A 13,930-nucleotide genomic window follows, 5' to 3' on the forward strand; every position below is an offset into this window, starting at 1 on the left:
TTTGCAAACGATGTGCCAGTTTCAGGTCGTCGATTAAGTGGCTGTAAACAAATGTGAAAATTTGTGTCAGGTTGACGTTTGGTTCTATTTGTGCGGAATTTCACACAGATGGACTTGCCTGTTGTGTGGAAAAATGCGCAAAATGTTCCATGATCAAGACGGCAACGACCGAGGAGAATGGTGCTGTGTCTCCGCATGTGGCGGGGCTGAAGCGGCGTGTCCGCAGGGCGTGGCTCATCTTTGCTGCGGTGTTTGTCGTGGGCGCCGTCCTCGTCGCGCTCGCGGCGAACCGCTACGGCCGCGATGCCGCAGTGGCCGATCTGCTGGCGCAGGGCCGCACCGAGATCAACCTCAAGTCAGCACTTCTCCGGTCCGTGCTGGAACGGCCCCGCGCCCTGCCGCTCGTGCTGTCGCAGGACCGGGATGTGTCCGATGCGCTTCTCACGCGGTCCGCGAGCGATGTCGATCGCCTGAACCGCAAGCTCGAAGCGCTTGTGACCGGCACGAAGGCGGCCGTCATCTATGTGACCAACGACAGGGGCGTGGCGATTGCCTCGAGCAACTGGCAGGAAAAGACCAGCTTCGTCGGCAGCGACTATTCGTTCCGCGCCTATTTCAGGGACGCCATGGCCAACGGCGCGGGCGAGCAGTTTGCCCTTGGCAGCGTCAGCAACCGGCCCGGTCTCTACATTTCCAATCGCGTGCTTTCCGACGGCAGGATGCTGGGCGTCGTCGTTGTCAAGATGGAGTTCGAACAGCTGGAAAATGACTGGCGCGACAGCGGCAGGCCGGCGTTCATTACCGGTTCGGAGAAGGTGGTTCTCGTGACCAACCTGCCGAGCTGGCGTTTCATGACGGTGGGGCAGCTAGATCCGGGGGCGGCGTCCGCCATCCGGGAAAGCCTTCAGTTCGGCGGCGCGCCCCTGCAGCCGCTGCCGCTTCGCCAGGCCGCGCCGCTTCCGGACGGTATCACAACGGTTCGGGCAGTCCTTCCGGGTGGCGGCGAGGCCTCGTTCATCGAACTTCAGACAGAGGTCGCGACCACAAGCTGGGTGCTGCACTATCTTGTGCCGCTTCAGCCGGCGCTCGGCGATGCTGTCTGGCAGACGATGTTCCTGGCCTTTGCGGTCTTCCTCGGCCTGTCCGTCCTGACGGCGATCGTCATGTGGCGAAGGCAGGCAAACCTTTTTGGCCAGGCGCGTGCGGCGCTTGCCCGCGCGGAGCTGGAGCGCCGGGTGCGCGAGCGCACGAGGGACCTGAGCCGTGCGCGCGATCTTCTGCAGGCGGAAGTCTCCGAGCATCGCAATACCGAGCAGCGGCTGAAAGGCGTGCAGCAGGAGCTCGTGGCGGCGAACCGTCTGGCGATCCTGGGGCAGGTGGCCGCGGGCGTTGCCCATGAGATCAACCAGCCGCTCGCCACCATCCGGGCCTATGCCGAAAATGCCCAGACCTTTCTGGAGCGCCAGAAGATCGACACCGCACGCGAGAATGTCGGCCTGATCGTCGACCTGACGCAGCGGATCGCCACGATCACCGACGAACTGCGCGCGTTTGCCCGCAAGGGGCGGGGTGCACCGGAACCGGTGCCGCTGCGCAATGTGCTCGAAGGCGCTGTCGTTCTGCTGAAGACGCGCTTTGCCGGCCGGATCGAGGCGATCGTCATCGACTTGCCGGCCGAGGATTTCAATGTTCTCGGCAATCGCATCCGGCTGGAACAGGTCTTCATCAACCTCTTCCAGAATGCGCTCGAAGCGTTGCAGGACAGGGCGGATGCTCGGGTCGAGGTGACGGTGGAAAAGACAATGACAGGCGTGACGGTTCATGTCGCCGACAACGGGCCGGGCATTCCGCCGGAGATCCGCGATGTGCTCTTCACGCCGTTCAACACATCCAAGGAACAGGGATTGGGGCTTGGACTGGTCATTTCCAAGGAAATTCTGGCCGACTACGGCGGCGCGATTTCCGTCGAAAGCGATGAGACCGGCACGCGCTTCGCGGTCGGGCTGAAGGGAGCATGAGTTTGCAGACGGGCGGTTCAGTCTATCTCGTTGACGATGACAGGGACTTGCGGCGGGCGACCGCGCAGACGCTGGAGCTTGCCGGCTTCGAGGTGCAGGCCTTTGCCCGGGCGCGCGAAGCGCTGGCTGCGCTGCCGGCCGATTTTGCGGGTGTCATCGTCAGCGATATCCGCATGCCGGAAATGGACGGCCTGCAGTTCTTCGCGGAAATCACGGCGCGCGATCCGGATTTGCCGGTGATCCTGATTACCGGCCACGGCGACATTCCGATGGCGGTGCAGGCGATCCAGAACGGCGTCTATGATTTCATTCCCAAGCCGTTTCCAGCAGACTATCTGTCGCGCAGCATTGCACGCGCCCAGGAGAAACGGGCGCTGGTGCTGGAAAATCGTCGGCTCCGGCGGCTGGCGGAGACCGTCGATGACGACATGCCGATGCTCGGCAATACGCCCGCCATCACGCGCCTGCGCCAGACGCTCCGGCAGATCGCCGACACGGATGTCGATGTGCTGGTGACCGGCGAGACCGGGACCGGCAAGGAAGTCGTTGCCAATCTCCTGCATCAATGGAGCCACCGCAAGCGCGGCAACTTCGTTGCGCTCAATTGCGGGGCGCTGCCGGAATCGGTCATCGAAAGCGAACTCTTCGGCCATGAGGCCGGCGCGTTTACCGGCGCGCAGAAGAAGCGCATCGGGCGCATCGAACATGCCGATCACGGCACGCTCTTTCTCGACGAAATCGAGAGCATCCCGCTCTCCACACAGGTCAAACTGTTGCGCGTTCTCGAAGGTCGCGTCGTGACGCCGCTCGGTACCAACGAGGTGCGGCCGGTCGATTTCCGTGTCGTCGCGGCCGCCAAGGAAGACCTTGCCACCTCGTCGCGCGAGGGCAAGTTCCGGGAAGATCTGTTCTACCGGCTCAATGTCGTCAGCATCTCGATCCCTCCGCTTCGCGAGCGTCGGGACGATATTCCGCTGCTGTTCACCTATTTCGCCGGGCGCGCGGCTCAGCGTTTCCGCAAGGACGTGCCGGATATCCCGCAGGCCTACATGCTCGCGCTTCAGGCACGCGGCTGGCCGGGGAATGTGCGCGAGCTCTCGCACGTTGCGGAGCGCTTTGTTCTCGGACTGGACGAGGACGCTGAAAGGGCGGAGAGCGCATTGCCGCAATTGGCGCAGGAAACGCTCGGAACCCGGATGGACCGGCTGGAGGCCGACATCATTCGCCAGACATTGCAGCTCTGCAATGGCGACGTGCGCGCGACCATTGAAAACCTCGGCATCGCGCGAAAGACGTTCTACGATAAGCTAAGCCGGCACGGGATCAGCCGCGCCGACTATGTTCGGGAAGATGCAGGTCCGTGAGGATGACAGTCTCTTCGCAAGTTGCCGGAAACAAACACTCCCACCATCGAGATAAACTCGCGGCGCAATGCGGGTCGCTGGCAACCTTGCGAACGGTGTCGCTCAGGTCCCGGACTTCTTGAAGCGGGTCGCCGCGAAGGCAGACTTGACGGCAGCCGGGTCGCGGTTCTGAACCGGCGGGAACGAGAAGAGTTCCGCAGCGACGTCGATGAGAAGGTTCTTCTCATGCAGCCACATGATGTCGGAGACGAGACGGTCGATGCGCTCGCGTGCTTCTGCAAGCACCATTGCGCGTTCCTTCTCTTCTTCCAGCGCCTTCTTCTTCTCGAGCGCGAGCTGAAGCTCGGTGATCTGGCGCTCAAGTTCCGCGTCGGACTTAGACATCAGTTCGGGCCGAAGCTTGTCGATGTCCTGAATGCTTGTCATGATGTTTCCCCTGTTGGACCTGACAGAACCGCGAATCTCAGATCGCTAACGCCGCCTGATACAAACCACTGAGTCGCTGATTCTACTGGTCAAATTATTACGTAAGGGTCCCGGGCGCTGACAAGAAGGAAAACTCCTGAGCGAGAGTTACGAACGATTTTGTTGTGAACGGTCTTGAACCTGCAAGACCGCTGAAATACCGCATTTACGCTCTTTTCACCGAAAAACATAATTGCAATGCGGCGTTAAGCTCTTTCGAGCGCTTGCCGCCTATAGTCGTGTCCGGTCTTGAACTCGGATACGTGCATGTGTGGATTGGCGGGATATATCGGCAATGTTGCTGAGCCGGAGCGGCTTCTGGCCGCGATGGGTGATGCTATTGCCCATCGCGGGCCGGATGGTCGCGGCCTGAAAGTCATTGCGCCGAGCGGTTCCGCGCCGGGTGCGGGCCTTTCGCATGTCCGTCTTTCGATCGTCGGTCTCGCCGACAGCGCGCAGCCGATGCTGTCCGAGGATGGCGCTTTGGCCATCGCCTTCAACGGCGAGATCTTCAACTATGTCGAGCTCCGCGAGGAGCTTGTCGCGCGCGGCCATCGCTTCCGCACCAGCGGTGACACGGAAGTTCTGCTGAAGCTCTACGAGATTTACGGCGCGGAGTGCCTCTCCCGCCTCAACGGCGATTTCGCCTTCGCCATCTGGGATGGGCGCACCAAGCGCATGATGCTGGCGCGTGACCGGATGGGCGTTCGCCCGCTTTTCTACACCGAGAAGGCCGGAACGCTCTATTTCGCCTCCGAAGTGAAGGCGCTGCTTGCCATTCCCGGTTTCCACGCCACGCTCGATCCGTTTGCGCTCGATCAGGTCTTCACGCTCTGGTCGCCGATTGCGCCGCGCACGGCCTTTGAAGGCGTGTTCGAGCTTGAGGCCGGCAATTACATGATCGCCGATGCCTCCGGCCGGCGGATTTCCACCTATTGGTCGCTCGATTTCCCCGATGCCGGGGACGTGCGCCTGGACATGGACGAGAACGAGAAGGCGGCGCAGCTGCGCCATCTGCTGGAGGACGCGACCCGCATCAGGCTGCGTGCCGATGTGCCCGTCGGCTCCTGCCTGTCCGGCGGTCTCGATTCCTCGATCGTTGCGGCATTGGCCGCCGACATGGCCCCGCGCGGGCTCGACACATTCGCCATCACCTTCGACAGCGCCGAGCATGACGAGAGCAGCTTCCAGACGCTGATGGCCCGCCATCTCGGCGTCAAGCATCATGAGATCAACTGCTCGGAAGCCGATATTGCAGCAGCCTTCCCGGATGTCGTGCGTCTGGCTGAAAAGCCGCTGATCCGTACGGCCCCGGCGCCGATGTATCGCCTTTCCTCGCTCATCCGTGAAACGGGGATGACGGTCGTGCTGACGGGCGAGGGGGCCGATGAGGTCTTTGCTGGCTACGATCTCTTCAAGGAAGCAAAGGTGCGTCGCTTCTGCGCGCGCCAGCCGGGCTCGAAAATCCGCCCGCATCTCTTCCGCAAGCTCTATCCCTATCTGCCAGGTCTGCAAAAGCAGTCGGCGGAATATCTCGCCGCCTTCTTCGGCGCGGATGCCGCACCGCTTTCCGATCCGCTCTTCTCGCATCGTCCGCGCCTGCGGGGTACTGCTGCAGCCAAGCTCTTCTTCTCCGGTGACCTGAAGAGCAAGCTTGCCGGCTATGATGCGGCCGATGACATGATCGCGCAGCTGCCTGAGCGCTTCGGCCGCTGGCATCCGCTGCATCAGGCGCAATATCTCGAAACGCGCTTCCTCATGCCGGGCTATATCCTCTCCAGCCAGGGCGACCGCATGGCGATGGGCAATGGCGTCGAGGGGCGTTTCCCCTTCCTCGATCATCGTCTGGTCGAGTTCGCCGCAACGCTTTCGCCGTCGATGAAGCTGAAGGGGCTGAAGGAGAAATATCTCCTGCGCAAATCCATGGCCGACAAGCTGCCGGCCGAAATCGCCTATCGCGTCAAGCAGCCCTATCGCGCGCCGGACAGCCGCGCCTTTTCGGGTGCCGTCGCGCAGGAGCAGGTTCATGCCGTGCTCGACCAGCGCCGCGTCGCTGGCGACGGGTTTTTCAATGCCGCAGCGGTCGACAAGCTGGTGCAGAAATGCGCCGGACAGACCGCACCAAGTTTCAGAGACGACACCGCCTTCATCGGCGTTCTTTCGACGCAGATGTGGCTCGATATTTTCAAGGGAACCAACAGGCGCGCCAGCGAAGCCGCCTGAATAATTAAAGGAGAAGAACCATGAGTGCAGCCATCAAGGAAACCATCCGGTCCTTCATCGTCGAGAACTTCCTGTTCGGCGACGAAGCCGGCCTGCCGGGCGATGCGGAATCGCTGATTGCCGGCGGCATCATCGATTCCACCGGCGTTCTCGAACTCGTCGCCTTCATCGAGGAGCAGTTCGGCTTCACGGTGGCCGATAGCGACATCGTGCCGGCCAATCTCGACACGATCGAGGCCATTGCCGGCTATGTCGGCCGCAATGCATCCGCAGCCGTGGCGGCCTGAGGAGACAAGCCCATGCGGGTCGAGCGCTTCCTGACTGACAGCGGCCAAGCCTTTCCGGACAAGACGGCACTGATCACCGCCGACCGGCGGCTGACCTATGCCGAGCTCAACCGACTGACCGATGCCCTGGCCGCCTCGCTTGCCGCCCAGGGCGTCAAGCGCTCCGACCGCGTGCTGGTGTTCATGGACAATGCTTGGGAAGCGGCCGTCTCGATCTTTGCGATCCTGAAGGCGGGCGGAACATTCAGCCCGATCAATTCCTCCACCAAGGCCAACAAGCTCGCCTATATCATCGGCAATTGCGAACCGGCGGCGATCCTGACGCAGGGCCGGCTGATGTCGGTGGTGCGCGAGGCGCTGGCCGAACACCCCGAGCGGCAGATTGCCGTTCTGTCGACCGAAGGCCGCAATGGCGTTCCGGATGGGGCGGGCTCGTTTGCGGCAGCGCTGGAGGGCGAGGCGGCTCCGCCCGCCCATGGCAGCGTCGAAACCGATCTCGCCATGCTCATCTACACGTCCGGCTCGACCGGCCAGCCCAAGGGCGTGATGATGACGCATGACAATATCGAGGCGGCCTCGCGCTCGATCATCACGTATCTGCAGGGCCGCAGCGACGATATCGTTCTGAATGTCCTGCCGCTGGCTTTCGATTACGGTCTCTACCAGCTGCTGATGACCTTCCGCCTTGGCGCGACGCTCGTTCTGGAAAAATCCTTCGCCTTCCCGCAGGCGATCTTCGATCTCATGCGCCGCGAGCACGTGACCGGCTTCCCGCTTGTGCCGACCATGGCGGCGATGATCCTGCGGATGAACGAGCTTCAGCCGGGCTTCCTGCCGGAGGTTCGTTACCTGACCAATACGGCGGCAGCACTGCCCGCCGAGCATATCGCCCAGCTGCGCGGGCTCTTCCCCGGCGCGCGGCTCTATTCCATGTATGGTCTGACGGAGTGCAAGCGCTGCACCTATCTGCCGCCGGAAGAGCTGGATCGCCGTCCGGGCTCGGTCGGCATTGCCATTCCCGGCACGGAAGCCTTTGTCGTCGACGATGCCGGCGTGCGCGTGCCGCCGGGTGTCGAGGGAGAACTGGTCATTCGCGGCCCGCATGTCATGAGAGGGTATTGGCGCAACGAGCAGGCGACGAATGCCATGCTGAAGCCCGGCCCTGACGGGGTTGTCCAGATGCATACGGGCGATCTCTTCCGCACCGATGCGGAAGGTTTCCTCTATTTCGTTGGCCGCAAGGACGACATCATCAAGACGCGCGGCGAGAAGGTCGCGCCGAAAGAGGTCGAGGCCGTGCTGCACGCGCTACCGGGCGTGGCCGAAGCTGTTGTCGCCGGTATTCCCGACCCGATCCTGGGGCAGGCGGTCACGGCCATGGTCGTGCTCAGCAACCCGGCGCTGACGGAGCGCGAGGTTCTCGCCCATTGCGCCCGCAATCTCGAAGATTTCATGGTGCCGAAGCGGATCGTCTTCAAGGACGCACTGCCGCGCACTGATACAGGCAAGGTCAGCCGTCGTCTGGCGGCCGGAGAACTGGAGCAAGCCGCATGAGCAAGTCCGCAACCGCCCTGAAACAGGCCGCTGCCTTCGGTCCTGAAACGCTGGTGATCGACGCTGAGGCGGAGGTCGAGAAGATCGTTGCGTCGCTGCGCAGCCAGCTTCGCGCCATGCGCAAACGCGGTCTCGTGCTCGGCCTTTCCGGCGGCATCGATTCAAGTGTGTCGGCAGCACTGGCCGTTCGGGCAGTGGGTGCGAAGAACGTCTTCACCCTCTTCATGCCGGAGCATGATTCCGATCCGGAAAGCCTTCGCCTTGGCCGACTGGTGGCCGAGACCTATGGCATTGAAAGCGTGGTCGAAGATATCGGCCCGACGCTTGCCGCCATGGGCTGCTATGCCCGCCGCGACGCATTCATCCGCACGCTGGTGCCCGAATACGGTCCCGGCTGGGCCTCCAAGGTTGCCATCTCCAATTCGGCGGAAGGCGGCGGGTTCAACATTTCCTATCTCGTCGTTGCCGATCCCGAAGGCAAGCAGAGCCGTCATCGCATGCCGCTGAACGCCTATCTCGGCATTGTCGCGGCCACGAACATGAAGCAGCGCACGCGCAAGCAGCTCGAATATTACCATGCCGACCGGCTGAACTTTGCCGTTCTCGGCACGCCGAACCGTCTCGAATATGACCAGGGCTTCTTCGTGAAGAACGGTGATGGTGCGGCTGACGTGAAGCCGATCGCGCATCTCTACAAGAGTCAGGTCTATCAGCTCGCCGCCCATCTCGGCGTGCCGGCCGAAATCCGCGTCCGCCCACCCACCACCGACACCTATTCGCTCGCCCAGACGCAGGAAGAATTCTACTTCTCGCTACCCTGGGACAAGATGGATCTCTGCCTCTATGGCCTGAACCATGGTCTCGACGCGGGTGAGGTGGCCACTGCTGCCGGCCTCAAGCGCGAGGCGGTCGAATACGTCTATGCCGACATCGCCGCCAAGCGTTCGGCAACACGCTATCTGCATGCCGGGCCGTTGCTGGTGGAAAAGGTCGAGGAACTCGACAGGCTGGAATAGTGGAAAGGCCGCGAAAGCGGCCTTTTGCATTTGTTGATGCAATTATCTCAAGCGGTTGACGCGTCGAGATATTTTGTCATGTCTTGAAGGTTCGGATGAGGTCCGCCCTTGTCGCTCCGACAGTCCGGTGAATTACTCGAAATCGCCACCAAAGAAGCGGTTCCAGCGTTCGCCAGCAAGGCCGGTCAGCATGCAGTTCCCGGACAGGAACGGTTCGGTCAGCGCAGGGTCTTTCGCGTGGATGACGGTCGAAGAGATCGTCGCCATGATCATGTAGCGGCCTGTCGCCGCCTCGATCAGGTCCGGGCTTGAACGCCCGCGCAGGCCAGCTGCGCCATGTTCCAGCGCATGGGCAAACATCAGGTCAAGAACCGGCCCAAGCCGCCCCGGTATCGCCATGACCTGCAGCACGCGGCCAATTCCATCCCACTTCAGATGATAGAGAAACGCGCCGATGGGCTCGCCGCTCTTTGTCTTGACCAGTCCCATATGCGCCTGCCCATAGGCCGGCTTGATCACGGCATTGGCGAGCACATGGTCGAGATAGCCGTTTTCCCAGTCAGGCCGCGCCTGTTTGTCTGCGCTAAGCTTCCGCACCGCGTCCGCAAAGCTCGCGAAATCGGCGTCGTCAACCGTGAGCGCGGCAGGGGCGGTTGCCGGTGAAAAACGGCCAAGGCTCGGCCTGCCGGAGAGCTTGCCGTCAATGAACCGGGTGATTGGGGCGAGATGTCTGGCAAGGGCTGCCTTTTCTCCGGCCAGTGCCGCAGCAAAGCCGGCGGGTCGGAATACGCGAAACCACTCGAAACTGTAGCCGGGAATGGTCCGTCCCCGTAGCTTCGTCCACATGGTTTCTGAAATCACATTGGCGGTCTCGCTGAGCGAGATGTCCTGCGGGCCGCTCACAAAGGCTTTCAGCAAGCGTGCGCCGGCAAGCGGATCGCTCTCATGATCTTCCGACATCAGCGCGCCGCAAAAGGCGGCACGGAGGCGTCGTTCGCCGAGAAGATAGGGTACGGAATGGATGCCGACGAACCCGTTGACATGACCGTTGTCGGCAACATGCACCAGCGCCGGGATATCCGGATCGCGATAGGGTCCATCGAGATAGAAGGCACGGAAATAGGCGCTGAGTGCAGCCGGCGGCGGCGCCTTGCTGTGACGGAGAATCCGGTAGTAGAGCGCGGTAACCGCTCCGACATCGTCTGCGGAGAGAGGCCGCACCTCGCTCATGGCGCGGTGTCCTTGAGACGCGCGACAGCGACCCGGGGCCGACCTTCCTCGTCGATGGGGCAGTCCAGGCATTCGAAGACGCGGGAGCGCGTGAGCAGCGATTGCGCCTGCCGTTCCTGACCGACGCCGAATTCGAAGAGGAGCAGTCCGCCCGGTTTCAGGAAGGCGGGGGCCTCGCGCACCAGGCGTTGCTGGATGGAGATGCCGTAGGGTCCGCCATCGAAGGCCTCGCGCGGCTCGCTTTCGAGCAGATGCGCGCTCTCGCCTTCCAGACGTCCGGTCGAGATATAGGGCGGGTTGCACACGATCATCGTCGCCTTGCCCTCAGCACCCTGACCCTCCAACGCGCCGAAAAGGTCGCCGCGGCAGATGGTTGCGCGGTCGGAAAGACCGAGAAGGGCGACATTGGCTTTTGCGGTGGCGACCGTGTCTTCCGTCAGGTCTGCGGACAGCAGGGTGGCCGAGGGGACGGCATGGGCAACTGCCAGTCCGACATTGCCGGAGCCGCAGCACATGTCGATGACGAGCGGCGCGACTTCGCCGGTCTCCCGCAGCATGGCGATCGCGTGACTTGCCAGAAGCTCTGTTTCCGCGCGGGGCGCGAGAACGGAACCTTGCAAAATCAGATCGAGCCCAAGAAACCGATAATGACGCTGTTCGGCTGCCGTGTTATCCGCCTGCATATGTTGTCCCGCGTGCCGGAAGAAATGTTAAATTCCAATCGATTTATAAGGGTCAATGCTTAAGTCTTCATAACTTGCTTCTGGTCAACTGTCAGCCGCCCCAGACCACCGACTGTTCGTGGCGCTTGATGAGGTGCCGCAACTCTTCGAAGCGCCGGGCAATATGCCGGGCAAAGTTCTCCACCGCCGGCATGGACGAGGCCTCCCTCTGCCGCAGCAGAACCAGCGCCCGCTCCGGATGCGGGATCTGCAGGGGCAATGCGGTGATCGACCGGTCGTTGCGCATCGAAAAGACCGTCGAATGCGGCAGGATGGTCAGCGCATCCGAGCCCTTCAGATAGTTCACGACGTTCATGAGCGAGCCGCCGGAATAGCGGATCTTCGCCTCCGTCACCCCCAGCGAAAGAAGAAGGCTGTGGAGGTCGGCCAGCAGCGGGCTGGTCGGCGGTGGTGCGACCCAGGGGTAGTCGAGAAGTGCGGCCGGCTTGAGTTTGCGTGCCAGCAGCAGGGGATGCGTGACCCGGCAGGCGATCACGTTCCGACCGGGCAGGATTTCCTGCGCAACCAGCCCCGACCCCTCGTCAAGCAGATCGATGGGGCAGATGGCAAGGTCGATCTGGCCCGAAACCAGTCCCGCCTTGAGCTCGGAAATGTAGCCGTAGCTCTGCTCGATGCGGACGTCGGCATGGATCGACAGGAAATCGGCGGCCATGCCGGCAATCAACCCGTCCATGAAAAACGGTGTGCCGCCGACGCGGACCACGCCGCTGCGCCCCAGCCTGAAGCTTTCGATCGTTTCGCTCGCCTTGCGCGACGCGGTCATGACGACCATGCCATGCTGCGCCAGTTCCCGCCCGAGTGGCGTCGGCTGCAGGGGGCGCCGGCCCTTGACGAACAGCGGCTCGCCGACCCGCTTTTCCAGAATGGCGAGCGTCCGCGACACGGCCGGCTGGGTGAGCCCCAGCAGGGCGGCGCCCTCCACGACGCCTCCGGCCTGCACGACGGCAGCCAGCTGCAGGAGATGTTTCTCGTCAATCTTCATAGCGGAAGCTTATATAAATCGCCGAAGAAATCATCAAATTTGTTTTGAGGGCTGCTAGGTTTGCGATATCGAGGTATGCGTTGGAGGAGTTGCATGACGATGACTATCGATGCGGCGAGCGGTCGCGCGATCTCATCGCTGGATCGTCTGGACAGCCGGTTTGGCGACCGCGCTGGTGAGGCGCTGCCGTCAACCCTGATCGCATTCGCTGCCCATCTCCATGCGCTGGTGCGCGAGCTTCAGCCCTCGCGCGAAGAGTGGCGAGGTTTCATCGCTCTTCTCAAGGATATCGGCGAATATAGCCACGACCGCCGCGATGAATGGATGCTGATCTCGGATCTTCTGGGCATTTCGGCGCTGGTGGAAGAAATGAACGCCTGTCGCCCGGCGGGCGCGACGCCCAACACGCCGCGCGGTCCCTTCTTCCGCGCCGATGCGCCCATGCTGCCGCTCGGAAGCGACATCTGCCTGGACGGCAAGGGGGAACCGCTTACGGTTCGCGGGCGCGTGCTCGATCTACACGGGAAGCCTGTTGCGGGTGCGGAGATCATCACCTGGCAGGCCAATGCGCAGGGTTTTTACGAGAACCAGCAGCCCGACGATCAGCCGGAATTCAATCTGCGCGGACGTTTTGTCACCGACGAGGCCGGGCATTTCCAGTATCGGACGATCATGCCCTCGGGCTATCCGGTGCCGCTCGATGGACCCGCCGGCGAGCTGATGAAGCGCGCTGGCTTGCCATCACGGCGACCGGCCCATCTGCAGTTTCATGTCTCTGCCGACGGTTTCGAGACGATCACCACCCATATCTTCGATGCCGACGATCCGCATCTTGCCAATGACCCGCTGTTTGCCGTCAAACCCGAACTTGTGAAATCCTTCACGCATGGCGAGGGGCAGTGCGAGCTGGACTGCACGTTCGTCATGGTGAGGACGCTTGAGGAGATATCCCGATGAGCCGAGACTTCGTCTATCAGTCCAACCCCGCCACCGTTGTTTTCGGTGCGGGCAGGCGCACGGAGGCGGGCGCCTGGGTCGAAAAGCTTGGCCGGTCGCGCGCGCTGGTTCTGTCCACCCCGCATCAGGCGGGCGACGCGGAGGCCTTGTCGCAGACGCTTGGTGCACTCTCTGCCGGCTGCTTCAGCGGGGCAGTCATGCATACGCCCGTCGATGTGACGGAGACAGCGGTCAAGGCGCTGGAAGCGGCAAAGGCCGACTGCGTCATCTCCTTTGGCGGCGGCTCGACCACCGGGCTCGGAAAGGCGATTGCGCTGAGAACAGGCGTGCCGCAGATCACCATCCCGACGACCTATGCGGGTTCGGAAGTGACGCCGATCCTCGGGCAGACGGAAAATGGTCGCAAGACCACGATCCGCGACATGAAGGTCCTGCCGGATGTCGTCATCTACGATCCCGAGCTGACGCTCGGTCTGCCCATCCCGATGACCGTGGCCAGTGCGCTCAATGCCATGGCCCATTCGATGGAGGGGCTTTATGCGCGGGATCGCAATCCGATCTCGACGATGATGGCGGTCGAATCCTTCCGCAGCTTCAAGGCATCCCTGCCGGGCCTGATTGCGGAGCCCCGCAATCTCGATCTGCGCGCGGAAGCGCAATATGCCTGCTGGCTCGCCGGCACGGTGCTCGGCACGGTCGGCATGGCGCTGCATCACAAGATCTGCCACACGCTGGGCGGCAGTTTCGATACGCCGCATGCCGAAACGCATGCGATCATGCTGCCTTATACGACAGCCTACAATAATGTCGCGGTGCCGGAGTTGCTGGCGCCGATCGGCGAGATATTCGGGGCAAGCGCGGGTGCGGCGCTTTACGATTTCGCGAAGAGCCTCGGCTCGCCGCTGTCGCTGAAGGAGATCGGGCTTAGCGAAGCCGATCTCGAAAAGGCGGCGGATATCGCGGCGGAAAACCCCTACTGGAACCCGCGACCGATCGACCGAGCGTCGATCCGCCAGCTCCTGCAGGACGCCTGGGAGGGCAACCGGCCGGCGAACTGAGTGACGCTGCCGGGATCAGACAAGAATTTGGAA

Annotated in this window: 12 protein-coding genes; 8 read left to right on the plus strand and 4 right to left on the minus strand. The window is 62.4% G+C overall.

What is annotated here, in order from left to right; genetic code table 11:
• Positions 1-149: 149 nt before the first annotated feature.
• Complete coding sequence (locus tag LQK84_RS05975; RefSeq protein ID WP_230827769.1) at positions 150-2,018, plus strand: sensor histidine kinase; 1,869 nt, start codon at positions 150-152, stop codon at positions 2,016-2,018.
• Complete coding sequence (locus tag LQK84_RS05980) at positions 2,015-3,382, plus strand: sigma-54-dependent transcriptional regulator (protein WP_230827770.1); 1,368 nt, start codon at positions 2,015-2,017, stop codon at positions 3,380-3,382. The genes LQK84_RS05975 and LQK84_RS05980 overlap by 4 nt, the downstream gene beginning before the upstream one ends.
• Positions 3,383-3,484: 102 nt before the next feature.
• Here LQK84_RS05980 and LQK84_RS05985 read toward each other — a convergent pair whose 3' ends face one another.
• Complete coding sequence (locus LQK84_RS05985; RefSeq protein WP_230827771.1) at positions 3,485-3,808, minus strand: hypothetical protein; 324 nt, start codon at positions 3,806-3,808, stop codon at positions 3,485-3,487.
• A 306-nt stretch (positions 3,809-4,114) separates the two neighbouring features.
• Here LQK84_RS05985 and asnB point away from each other — a divergent pair, with 306 nt between their 5' ends.
• Genes asnB through nadE form a run of 4 tightly spaced genes read left to right on the plus strand, consistent with a single transcriptional unit; the run spans position 4,115 to position 8,927 of the window.
• Complete coding sequence (asnB, locus tag LQK84_RS05990; RefSeq protein ID WP_230827772.1) at positions 4,115-6,070, plus strand: asparagine synthase (glutamine-hydrolyzing); 1,956 nt, start codon at positions 4,115-4,117, stop codon at positions 6,068-6,070.
• A gap of 20 nt (positions 6,071-6,090) precedes the next feature.
• On the plus strand, positions 6,091-6,357 hold the full coding sequence (locus tag LQK84_RS05995) for an acyl carrier protein (RefSeq protein WP_230827773.1): 267 nt from the start codon (positions 6,091-6,093) through the stop codon (positions 6,355-6,357).
• Between the two features lie 12 nt (positions 6,358-6,369).
• Complete coding sequence (locus LQK84_RS06000) at positions 6,370-7,911, plus strand: class I adenylate-forming enzyme family protein (protein WP_230827774.1); 1,542 nt, start codon at positions 6,370-6,372, stop codon at positions 7,909-7,911.
• Complete coding sequence (gene nadE / locus LQK84_RS06005; protein WP_230827775.1) at positions 7,908-8,927, plus strand: NAD(+) synthase; 1,020 nt, start codon at positions 7,908-7,910, stop codon at positions 8,925-8,927. The genes LQK84_RS06000 and nadE overlap by 4 nt, the downstream gene beginning before the upstream one ends.
• Positions 8,928-9,059: 132 nt before the next feature.
• Here the strand turns inward: nadE and LQK84_RS06010 are convergent, their stop codons facing one another.
• The 3 genes from LQK84_RS06010 to LQK84_RS06020 form a co-directional block, all read right to left on the minus strand.
• Positions 9,060-10,157 carry a hypothetical protein gene (locus tag LQK84_RS06010; protein WP_230827776.1) on the minus strand — a complete coding sequence of 366 codons (1,098 nt, stop codon included), beginning with the start codon at positions 10,155-10,157 and terminating at the stop codon, positions 9,060-9,062.
• On the minus strand, positions 10,154-10,840 hold the full coding sequence (locus LQK84_RS06015; RefSeq protein WP_230827777.1) for a N5-glutamine methyltransferase family protein: 687 nt from the start codon (positions 10,838-10,840) through the stop codon (positions 10,154-10,156). The genes LQK84_RS06010 and LQK84_RS06015 overlap by 4 nt, the downstream gene beginning before the upstream one ends.
• A gap of 91 nt (positions 10,841-10,931) precedes the next feature.
• Positions 10,932-11,882 (minus strand): LysR family transcriptional regulator, encoded by a 951-nt coding sequence (locus LQK84_RS06020; RefSeq protein WP_230827778.1) that lies wholly within the window; start codon positions 11,880-11,882, stop codon positions 10,932-10,934.
• 93 nt (positions 11,883-11,975) lie between these two features.
• Here LQK84_RS06020 and LQK84_RS06025 point away from each other — a divergent pair, with 93 nt between their 5' ends.
• Both LQK84_RS06025 and LQK84_RS06030 read left to right on the plus strand, forming a co-directional pair.
• Positions 11,976-12,839 carry a dioxygenase family protein gene (locus tag LQK84_RS06025; protein WP_230827779.1) on the plus strand — a complete coding sequence of 288 codons (864 nt, stop codon included), beginning with the start codon at positions 11,976-11,978 and terminating at the stop codon, positions 12,837-12,839.
• Positions 12,836-13,897: a maleylacetate reductase gene (locus LQK84_RS06030; protein ID WP_230827780.1), complete on the plus strand. Its 1,062-nt coding sequence runs from the start codon at positions 12,836-12,838 to the stop codon at positions 13,895-13,897. The genes LQK84_RS06025 and LQK84_RS06030 overlap by 4 nt, the downstream gene beginning before the upstream one ends.
• The last annotated feature ends 33 nt before the right edge of the window (positions 13,898-13,930 follow it).

Origin of the sequence: Rhizobium sp. C4, assembly GCF_021026315.1 — a bacterium.
Taxonomy (GTDB): domain Bacteria; phylum Pseudomonadota; class Alphaproteobacteria; order Rhizobiales; family Rhizobiaceae; genus Ensifer_A.